Source organism: Sphingobium wenxiniae (assembly GCF_007830065.1).
GTDB classification, from domain to species: domain Bacteria; phylum Pseudomonadota; class Alphaproteobacteria; order Sphingomonadales; family Sphingomonadaceae; genus Sphingobium; species Sphingobium wenxiniae.
Genome location: NZ_VLKK01000017.1, coordinates 45,611 through 53,463, shown reverse-complemented (window position 1 = coordinate 53,463; position 7,853 = coordinate 45,611). Strand labels below are relative to the sequence as shown.

Below are 7,853 nucleotides of genomic sequence, written 5' to 3'. Positions count from 1 at the left end.
CAGGCGATGGATCACCCGCGCTGGATCGCGCGGATCGGCAATACAAGCCGCCAGGCGCTGGCAAATCCCCATCGCGCGCTCGGCCTGTGCAAGCAGTAGAACACCGCCATCCGAGGTAAGCCGGCCACCGTCGAACGCAGCTGTGATTTTCTTGCGGCCGACTGCTGGGAATCCAAATGAGCTTGCGATATCATCGTTCATGGCGGGTGTGGCCCGTGGCATTTTCTGCCCTGCGGCAGGTTCGGCTTAGACACCCAGTTCCTAATTCAGATCAGAGGCTTACGCCACTCCCGCCAACCCTTCAGGACACTTTTGGTGAATAAGGCGGGCTAACGCTCCGCCAGGTAGAGCAAGGTGCGATCAGCGCCGATGACGCGACCGCGACGCTCGTGCGGCGCTGGGGGATCAGCTTTCATGCCGCGCCTTCTGCCGCCTATGACCGGAAACTTATCGTGGCGCGGCCTGACCTTTCGCCAGCGAGCGTCGTCCTGGTGCCAGCCTTGCCCGGTATGGAAGCCGTATCGGCTTTTGATATGCGAACCCTCGGCGCGGTTCGGGCGCGCATGAAGATCGGCGGCTTTCTTCATCTGATCCTCGCCGACAATAGTGGCGATGACTATCTCTGGATTTGGGGCTCGCCCGATCAACCAATGGCCATGATGCTGCCCATCGGTTCCGATCCGTTCGCCCGCCTCGTGTCGGCCGAGCGCTTGTGCCGACGCCTCAATGGCATGGCATCCGGGCCGCCGGCGCTGCGCCCACCACCCTTTCGGCGTGAGCGTCTTCTGACCTTGCTGCAAGTGCTCGACGGACATCATGCGGGCGCCAGCCGCAGGGAAATGGCCGCAACGCTAATCGACGACGACGTGCGCGACTTCAATGCCGCCGATTGGGTTGAGAGCCGCGAGCGCAAACGCATCAGCCGTTGGATCAAGGAAGCCGTCGAACTGCGTGACGGCGGCTATATTCGCCTGTTGCGCGGCGGCTGAGGGGGACATTTCCGTCACCCCCGACGGCGTCCCTTCTCCGCGCAGGGGCTGTTTCGCCACCATCGCCTCCTGTCCGCCGACCTCGCTTTTCGGGGCCGGACGTCACCAGGAGGATCATCATGACCGAGCCTGTTGCCGCCGCAACGCCACGCTATCTCAAGACGCCCGACGCGGCGATTCATCTCGGACTATCGGCCCGCACGCTGGAGAAGCATCGCTGCTATGGCACCGGGCCGGTATTCCGCAAACTCGGCGGGCGTATCGTCTATGCGATCGACGATCTTGATGCCTGGGCAGCAATAGGCACCCGCCGCTCGACCTCCGATCCCGGGAACGGCATCGTCCACCCCGCCAAGCGTCTGCCGGCCGATTGCGTTCGGCGCTGACTGCTCATGCCAGCAACTCTTCCTCGTCATGACCGGCCGGGCCTGGAACGCGCGCAACTTGAGCTGTTCCGCTCCATACCCGGCGACCTCGCGCCCCGCGACGCGCAGGACTTGATGGCCTGGCCGTTCTTTAGCCTCGCCAAAACCAGGCGCGTGACGCCCATCGACTTCCGCATGGGCGCGACATGGATTTCTGTGGAAGCGGTGCCCGAGCATGGCATGGCGACTATTTGGGACGCCGATGTTCTCATCTGGGCGGCGAGCCAGCTCATCGAGGCGCGCGATGCCGGCCGGCCGACCTCGCGCCTCATGGTGACCACGCCGCACGAAATATTGGCGTTCACCGGACGCGGGACCGGCAAGGCGAGCTACGAGCGGCTGAAGGCCGCGCTCGACCGCCTGCAATCCACCACCGTCGCGACCTCGATCCGCCAACAACACCAGCGCCGCCGCCACCGCTTCTCATGGATCAACGAATGGCGCGAGCTTGCGGATGGCAACGGGCGTGCGTTTGGCATCGAGTTGATCCTGCCCGACTGGTTCTATGCCGGCGTGCTCGACCGTGCGCTCGTGCTGACGATGGACCGCGCCTATTTCGACCTGACCGGCGGGCTCGAACGCTGGCTCTACCGCATCGTCCGCAAGCATGGCGGGCGGCAGGAAGGCGGCTGGAGCTTCGACATCCCGCACCTCTACATGAAATCGGGTGCGCTTTCGCCGCTCCGCCGTTTCGCGTTCGAGCTGCGCGCCATCGTCGCCCGCCAATCGCTGCCCGGCTACGTCCTCACGCTCGAACATGCGCTCGGTCGCGACCGGCTGAACTTCGCCCCGCTTCCTGTCGACCCTCTCGACGCTGCCATGCGCCGTGTCGGTCTCAAGCCTGTGGAGAACTGGCCATGAGACACGGACTATCGGGAACGGTCAGATTCGGACGATCAGGAACGCCAGAGTCGGACTATCGGGAACGCTGGAGGCTCGAAAACCCGCAGAAATCCTCACGAAAACCCGCGCCCCCTAACTATGCTAATAGAAAAGAATACTTCGTATTCTTGCTAACGCGGATTCGCGTTGTGGATAGCGGCCGGTGATCGGCTACGCTTCCCGCACTGGCACGCGCCGCAATCTGGATGCCCTGCGCCGCGCCGGTTGGCGACTAATGGTGTCGGCCAGGGGGTCGCTGCGCCCCGAGCGTTTCCGCTACGCCCTCGACAATGGTGCGTGGACGGCTTTCCAGCGGAGCGAGCCTTTCGACGTCCCCGCGTTCGACAAGGCGGTCGCGCGGCTCGGGCCGGGTGCCGACTGGATCGTCCTGCCCGACATCGTGGCGGGGGGCCTCGCATCGCTGCGCTTCTCGCTCGACTGGCTGGACACGCTGCGCAATCGGTCCAGTCTTCGCGGCGCGCGCTATATGCTCACCGTCCAGAACGGCATGGAGCCGGGGCATATTGTCTCCCTTGCCGGGCCGGAAGTCGGCATTTTCGTCGGTGGTGATACGCCGTGGAAACTGGCGACGATGGCGGCATGGGCGCGGCTCGCGCATGAACGTGGTGGCCTCTGCCATGTCGGCCGCGTCAATACCGCACGGCGCATCCGCCTTTGTGCCGCCGCCGGAGCCGACAGCTTCGACGGATCGGGGGTCTCGCGCTTCGCATCGGCCCTGCCACGGCTCGATCTCGCCCGGCGCCAGCCGGACATCGAAGGCTGGATCGCGGGGCGGCGGCCATGATCGCCATCCAGCACTTCGGCAGCATCTCGGGTGGCAAGGACAGCCAGGCTGTGCTTTGCCGGATGGTCGAGCGGATCGAGCGCAAGGGGCTCGCCGCGTTCGGGAATCTCGCGCCCCGCTTCCTCGCTGCCGACAACGGCCACGAAAATCCGATCACCCTCGACCATATCGCCTATCTTGACGACTGGCTGCGGCAGCGCACCGGACTGCGCATCGAGATCGTATCGGCAAACGACGTGCCGGGCCTCACCGACGCGGCAGCCTTCGCCCGCAAACGGGCGATGCTGCGCGAGGAATGGTCGAAGGAGAAGCGCCGGACCCGCCATAAGGGCGCGTGCAACCAGCGCCGCGCCGCCTGGCGCGCGGGCGCGATCACCAGGGCCGAATGGATGGCCGGGTGCGATTGCCCCGTCCTGGTCTCGCCCCCGGTCCCCGAGCCTCTGATCGAGCGCGCGATCGCGCTGCTCCATCCCACCGGCATTCCGTTCCTCGACATGGCGATGCTGCACGGCCGGTTTCCTGGAACCAAAACGCGCTTCTGCACCGACGAAACCAAACTGATCCCGATGATGCACCGCAAGCGCCCGCTGCTCGACGCGGGGTTGCCGGTCATCGACTGGATCGGCGAACGCGCCGACGAAAGCCCGGCGCGGGCGAAGAAACCGCCCATCCAGTCGGTGCGGTATCCCTCCGGCGCCCGACAGGTGCTTTACAAGCCCATCTTCCGCTGGTCGGCGGCCGAGGCCTTCGCCATCTCCGAGCGCCACGGCCTCAAGCATAACCCCCTCTACACGATGGGGATGAGCCGGGTCGGCTGCTCGACCTGCATCATGGTCAGGAAGCGCGAGCTGCGCGCCTGGGCCATGCGCTTCCCCGCCGAGGTTGACCGGGTGCGGGAATGGGAGCGGCTGGTCAGCCTCGTGTCGCGCCGTTCCGCCGTGTCGGGAGCGCCGGCATCGCTTCTGCCCGCGCCGACCGTTCCCGGCGACCCCGCCGATCACGGCCGGGCGACCATCGACAGGGCGATCGCGTGGTCGCGCACCAGCCGGGGCGGCCGCAACTACGATCTGTTCATCGCGCAGGAGCAACGCGAGGCAGACGAGCACGGCCTGCGTTGCGACAGCGAATATGGGCTGTGCGAGTGATGCGCGCGCTCGACCTGTTCAGCGCCGCGGCGGGCGGCTGGTCGCTCGGCCTGCACCGCGCCGGCTTCGTCACCGTGGCCGCCTGCGAGATCATCGAATGGCGCCGCATCCTCTATGCGGAGAATAATCCCTATGTCCGACTCTACGAGGACGTCCGCGCCCTCACGGCAGCTCGACTTCTTTCCGACCTTGGGGTGCTCCCCGACATCATCGTCGGATCTCCGCCGTGCCAAGACATCTCCAGCGCCAACACGAAAGGGCGCGGGATCGACGGGGAACGGTCGGGCCTCTACCTCGAAGCCGTCCGCCTTGTCGGAGAATGCCGCCCTCGCTGGTTCGCTTTTGAGAACAGCGCTGTCCTCCGAACTCGCGGCGCTGACCGGGTGCTCGGCGAGTTGGAGGCGCTCGGCTACGCCTGCGAATCGTGCGTGGTGGGTGCTGGCGACGTCGGCGCCAACCACGTCCGTAAGCGGTCATGGCTTATCGGCTACGATCCCGAGCAGCTTGCCAACCCCGATGGCGGGGGACGGGATGAAAGACGGCGCGGGCGGCGGGGCGGGATCGACATATCCGCTGCGCATGATCCTGGCGACGCCGAGGAAATCCGATGCGGATCGGGGTGGCCGTGGCGACGTGCTCAGTCAGTTGCAGGGTCATGCGAGCCGTCACGCGGGCATGATGCCGACGCCGGTCAAGCCGAATGGCGGGCGCCGGTTAAGCGCGCGGGAGATCGAGACCGGACGCCGAGTGAACGGGGCGAAGGCGCAGATCGACACGCCGAACCTGCTGCGCCATGCGGCGGAACTCCTGCCGACCCCAACGAAACGGGACGGCCGAATGGACGGCTGGAGCCCGGCCTACGATCGCAGGAAGTCGCCGACGATGGATGCGGTGATGGATGGCGCGATGACCGATCGGGCGCCGGACAAATGGGCGGGAGCGCGGGCCTTGGCGGCGATGCTGCGGAGCCATGGGCTGACTGGAACGGCGGCCTTGCCGATCACTTACGGGTGGATGATGGGTTATCCGCCTGGGTGGCTGGCACGCGCATTGCGCTCGGCAGTCGCAAGGGGACGGCTGCGGCCAGCCTGATCGTCGAGGCGTTCGGCGACGCCGTTCTCCCGCAAATCCCCGAAGCCATCGGCCGCGCCATCCTGCGCACCGAAGCCGCGCTCGACCTCGCGCTCGGGCGAACCCCTATCGACATGACCGGAGACGAACGATGAGCGATCCCGCGCGCCCGGAGCGCATAGACTTCAGCGCCTTTTCCGAAGCGTTGCGACGTCAGGCAGCGCGAGAGGCGCAAGTCCAGCGCGCCCCGCGTATTCCCTCGGCGCAGACATCGCAAACGCGGCTGACCGAAGTTGAGCTGACCTGGATCGAGAAGAAGCTGGAGCACTGGATACGCTTCGGCCGCATCGCCCAGGACCGCATCCTCACGCGCCGAACCCGCGTTGTCAGCTTCCGGCCCGGCACGATCTTCGCCTTCGTCCGCTGGACCGCGAACGACTATGGCACGGTCATCTCGCGTATCGACATCGTGCGCGCGGTCGCGCCGGGCGAACCTTACACGACGCTGCCCTTCGTGCGGCCGGGCGGCGACATCCTCCTGCACGTCGAGAGCTGGCCGAAGGTGAGCCAGGTGCTCGCCGCGATCGACGCGGCGGAGGCGGCGGGCGTCGATCCTTGCGATGTCGCGGCCGATCACTGGCGGCACGTCCACAACCGGATCGCTGCCGGCCACCAACCGCGCCCTTACACGATGGAGCGTCATCGCGCCTGGCTGAAACGCCGGGAGATCGAGGGGTGACGCGCCGCCGCTACGCCATCGCGACGGCCATCGCCGCATCCGTCTCGGCGGCTTCGTTCGTCGCCGTCGCCATCGCCGATCCGCGCCCGCGCGTTGTCTGGAACGCCAGCGCCAGCGCGCCGATCGGGCTCTACCGTATCCACACCGACCACGATCCAGCCATCGGCGCGCTGGTCGCCGTCACGCCGCCCGGACACCTTGCGCGCTGGCTCTCGGCGCGCGGCTATCTGCCCGAAGGCGTGCCGTTGCTGAAGCATGTCGCGGCGAAGGCCGGACAGCGCGTGTGTCGGATCGGCGCCGTGGTGAGCGTCGATGCCCGGCCCGTCGCCACCGCCCGCGCGCGTGACGGCAAGGGCCGCCCGCTGCCGATCTGGCGGGGCTGCCGCACGCTCAAGCCCGGCGAGATATTCCTGCTCAATCCGTCCGTCCCCGACAGCCTGGACGGTCGCTACTTCGACCCGCTGCCAACCTCCGCCGTCATCGGCCGCGCCACGCCGCTGCATCTGCGCGCGCCGTCGCAAACTCCTTCAACCCTCGAAGCCAAGGAGATCGGCCATGCCGACGAATATCTTTGAACCCACCACCAACGGTTACGCGGGCCGCACCCGGTATTTCGGCATCAATGAGCAGATCGTGCTGGTCGCGCTCGATCCGGGCGACATCGAGAACGCGCCCGACTTTCGTGTTCACCTCGACGACGAGGACGGTCCCGACATCGGCGGCGCGTGGAAACGGGTTGGCGAACGCGCCGGCGACTACATCGCGCTGGAGATCGATAGCCCGCTTTTCCCGGCACCGTTCCGGCCGGTGCTGTTCCGTGCCGATGATGATGGGCGGACGTTCCGGCTGTCGTGGAAGCGTCCCCGGCCCCGCGACGATCGGAGCTGATCGGTGCCGGTCATCCCTCTGTTCGTGGAAAGACCGCATCCCTCCGTCCCGCTCGGTCGCAGGCCGGCCGGCGCGCGCAGCGAAGGTCAAGGGCGACCCCCGGCCGGCGCTTCGCGCGCACCCTTTACCGCAGCGAGCACGCTGGCAGGCTGGCGGCGGAGCGGGGGCGGGTCGGCCGCCGTGCTCGCGGTCCTGCTGCTCGCGCCGGGCGCCATGCCCGACGCCGCACTGGCGCAGGACGTGGCGACAGAACAATCGACCGTACGCCATCCCTATGCTGTCCATGTCGCCGACGCGGCCCGGCGCTTCGGCATCCCGGAGGCATGGATTTGGGCCGTCATGCGGGTCGAGAGCAACGGCGACTCCCGCGCCGTTTCCTCCGCTGGCGCGATGGGCCTTATGCAGATCATGCCCGGCACATGGGCAAACCTGCGCGCACGGCATGGGCTCGGGAACGATCCCTATAATGTCCGCGACAACATCATGGCGGGCGCGGCCTATCTGCGCGCGATGCACGACCGCTATGGCAACGCCACGGCCATGCTCGCGGCCTATAATGCGGGGCCGGGCCGCTACGACGAATATCTGTCGCGCGGCCGCCCGCTGCCCGCCGAGACGCGCGCCTATCTCGCGAAGCTGGCGGCGATTGCCGGCAGCGCGGGCGACAGCCAGCTTGCGCAGGCGCCGCTGTCCGATCGCTTCACCTGGCGTCGGGCCGCATTGTTCGCACCGCGGGCGGCCGACGTTGCGACCGCACCGGCATCGCGGCCCGACGAACCTCCGGCCGACATGAATGCCGCAGTCAAACCGGCCGCGAACAGCCTGTTCGTCGTACTGTCGGGCCAGAGGCAGCCATGAGCGCCCGCTGGCGTGCTCCCGGCCCCGCAGGAGTGGCACAGAGAAGGTGTC

At 67.3% G+C, this 7,853-nt stretch carries 11 protein-coding genes; 10 read left to right on the top strand and 1 reads right to left on the bottom strand.

From position 1 onward, the window contains the following. Positions 1–222 (bottom strand): transposase (locus IQ35_RS16730; protein ID WP_199739980.1); only part of this gene is annotated, 222 nt, incomplete at its 3' end. Positions 223–452: 230 nt separating this feature from the next. Here IQ35_RS16730 and IQ35_RS16725 point away from each other — a divergent pair. The 10 genes from IQ35_RS16725 to IQ35_RS16680 all read left to right on the top strand — a co-directional run bounded on the left by IQ35_RS16725 (position 453) and on the right by IQ35_RS16680 (position 7,802). After that, positions 453–989: a DUF2285 domain-containing protein gene (locus tag IQ35_RS16725; protein ID WP_242003382.1), complete on the top strand. Its 537-nt coding sequence runs from the start codon at positions 453–455 to the stop codon at positions 987–989. A 119-nt stretch (positions 990–1,108) separates the two neighbouring features. Further along, positions 1,109–1,375, top strand: coding sequence for a helix-turn-helix transcriptional regulator (locus IQ35_RS16720; protein ID WP_145075121.1), 267 nt, complete (start codon positions 1,109–1,111; stop codon positions 1,373–1,375). A 6-nt stretch (positions 1,376–1,381) separates the two neighbouring features. Then, a complete protein-coding gene (locus IQ35_RS16715) occupies positions 1,382–2,275 on the top strand; it encodes a replication initiator protein A (protein WP_145075118.1) in 894 nt (297 codons plus the stop codon). A 184-nt stretch (positions 2,276–2,459) separates the two neighbouring features. Next, positions 2,460–3,101, top strand: coding sequence for a hypothetical protein (locus IQ35_RS16710; RefSeq protein WP_145075115.1), 642 nt, complete (start codon positions 2,460–2,462; stop codon positions 3,099–3,101). After that, positions 3,098–4,246, top strand: a complete 1,149-nt coding sequence (locus tag IQ35_RS16705; protein ID WP_145075112.1) for a phosphoadenosine phosphosulfate reductase domain-containing protein — start codon at positions 3,098–3,100, stop codon at positions 4,244–4,246. Before IQ35_RS16710 ends, IQ35_RS16705 begins: the two co-directional genes overlap by 4 nt. Then, complete coding sequence (locus IQ35_RS16700; RefSeq protein WP_145075142.1) at positions 4,246–5,472, top strand: DNA cytosine methyltransferase; 1,227 nt, start codon at positions 4,246–4,248, stop codon at positions 5,470–5,472. Before IQ35_RS16705 ends, IQ35_RS16700 begins: the two co-directional genes overlap by 1 nt. After that, positions 5,469–6,056 carry a DUF2840 domain-containing protein gene (locus IQ35_RS16695; RefSeq protein WP_145075108.1) on the top strand — a complete coding sequence of 196 codons (588 nt, stop codon included), beginning with the start codon at positions 5,469–5,471 and terminating at the stop codon, positions 6,054–6,056. Before IQ35_RS16700 ends, IQ35_RS16695 begins: the two co-directional genes overlap by 4 nt. Next, complete coding sequence (locus tag IQ35_RS16690) at positions 6,053–6,631, top strand: S26 family signal peptidase (protein WP_145075105.1); 579 nt, start codon at positions 6,053–6,055, stop codon at positions 6,629–6,631. Before IQ35_RS16695 ends, IQ35_RS16690 begins: the two co-directional genes overlap by 4 nt. Continuing rightward, entirely contained in the window at positions 6,612–6,944 is a 333-nt protein-coding gene (locus IQ35_RS16685; RefSeq protein ID WP_145075100.1) for a DUF736 domain-containing protein, read from the top strand. The genes IQ35_RS16690 and IQ35_RS16685 overlap by 20 nt, the downstream gene beginning before the upstream one ends. Before the next feature lie 3 nt (positions 6,945–6,947). Further along, positions 6,948–7,802 carry a lytic transglycosylase domain-containing protein gene (locus IQ35_RS16680; RefSeq protein ID WP_145075097.1) on the top strand — a complete coding sequence of 285 codons (855 nt, stop codon included), beginning with the start codon at positions 6,948–6,950 and terminating at the stop codon, positions 7,800–7,802. The last annotated feature ends 51 nt before the right edge of the window (positions 7,803–7,853 follow it).

Coding starts and splice junctions, on each gene's coding strand:
- IQ35_RS16705 (WP_145075112.1), top strand. CDS start 3,098: ATGATCGCCATCCAGCACTTCGGCAGCATCTCGGGTGGCAAGGACAGC.
- IQ35_RS16715 (WP_145075118.1), top strand. CDS start 1,382: ATGCCAGCAACTCTTCCTCGTCATGACCGGCCGGGCCTGGAACGCGCG.
- IQ35_RS16685 (WP_145075100.1), top strand. CDS start 6,612: ATGCCGACGAATATCTTTGAACCCACCACCAACGGTTACGCGGGCCGC.
- IQ35_RS16720 (WP_145075121.1), top strand. CDS start 1,109: ATGACCGAGCCTGTTGCCGCCGCAACGCCACGCTATCTCAAGACGCCC.
- IQ35_RS16695 (WP_145075108.1), top strand. CDS start 5,469: ATGAGCGATCCCGCGCGCCCGGAGCGCATAGACTTCAGCGCCTTTTCC.
- IQ35_RS16700 (WP_145075142.1), top strand. CDS start 4,246: ATGCGCGCGCTCGACCTGTTCAGCGCCGCGGCGGGCGGCTGGTCGCTC.